The organism is Variovorax sp. F042 (genome assembly GCF_057814215.1).
Map to the genome: position 1 here is coordinate 1 of NZ_JBVASX010000058.1, position 305 is coordinate 305.

1 pseudogene is annotated in these 305 nt (G+C 68.5%); it reads right to left on the reverse strand.

Going from position 1 to position 305, the window contains the following annotated elements:
- Nucleotides 1–295: pseudogene (locus ACZYSP_RS35385) on the reverse strand (bifunctional metallophosphatase/5'-nucleotidase); the annotation flags it as partial.
- Between the last annotated feature and the right edge of the window lie 10 nt (nt 296–305).

Below are 305 nucleotides of genomic sequence, written 5' to 3' on the forward strand. Positions count from 1 at the left end.
CGATGGCCGAGGCCAGGTAGGCCGCGCCACCGGCGGGCACCGGCACCGTGCCGCCGCCCTTGGCAGGCGCATTGATCGACAGATTCGGCGGCTCGAGGTTGCCGTGCAGGTCGTTGAAGGCGATGAGCATCACGTCCATGGTGCCAGGCACGGCGGGCGACGCCGGCGGCGGGTTGGTTGCCGCGGGCGGTGGCACGAAAGGAATGAAATTGATTGAGTTGTCGCTGCCGCCGCAGGCAGTCAGGGTGGCGGCCACCACGCCGGCAACGGCAAGGCGCTTGAACGATGGATGCATGGGACCCTCT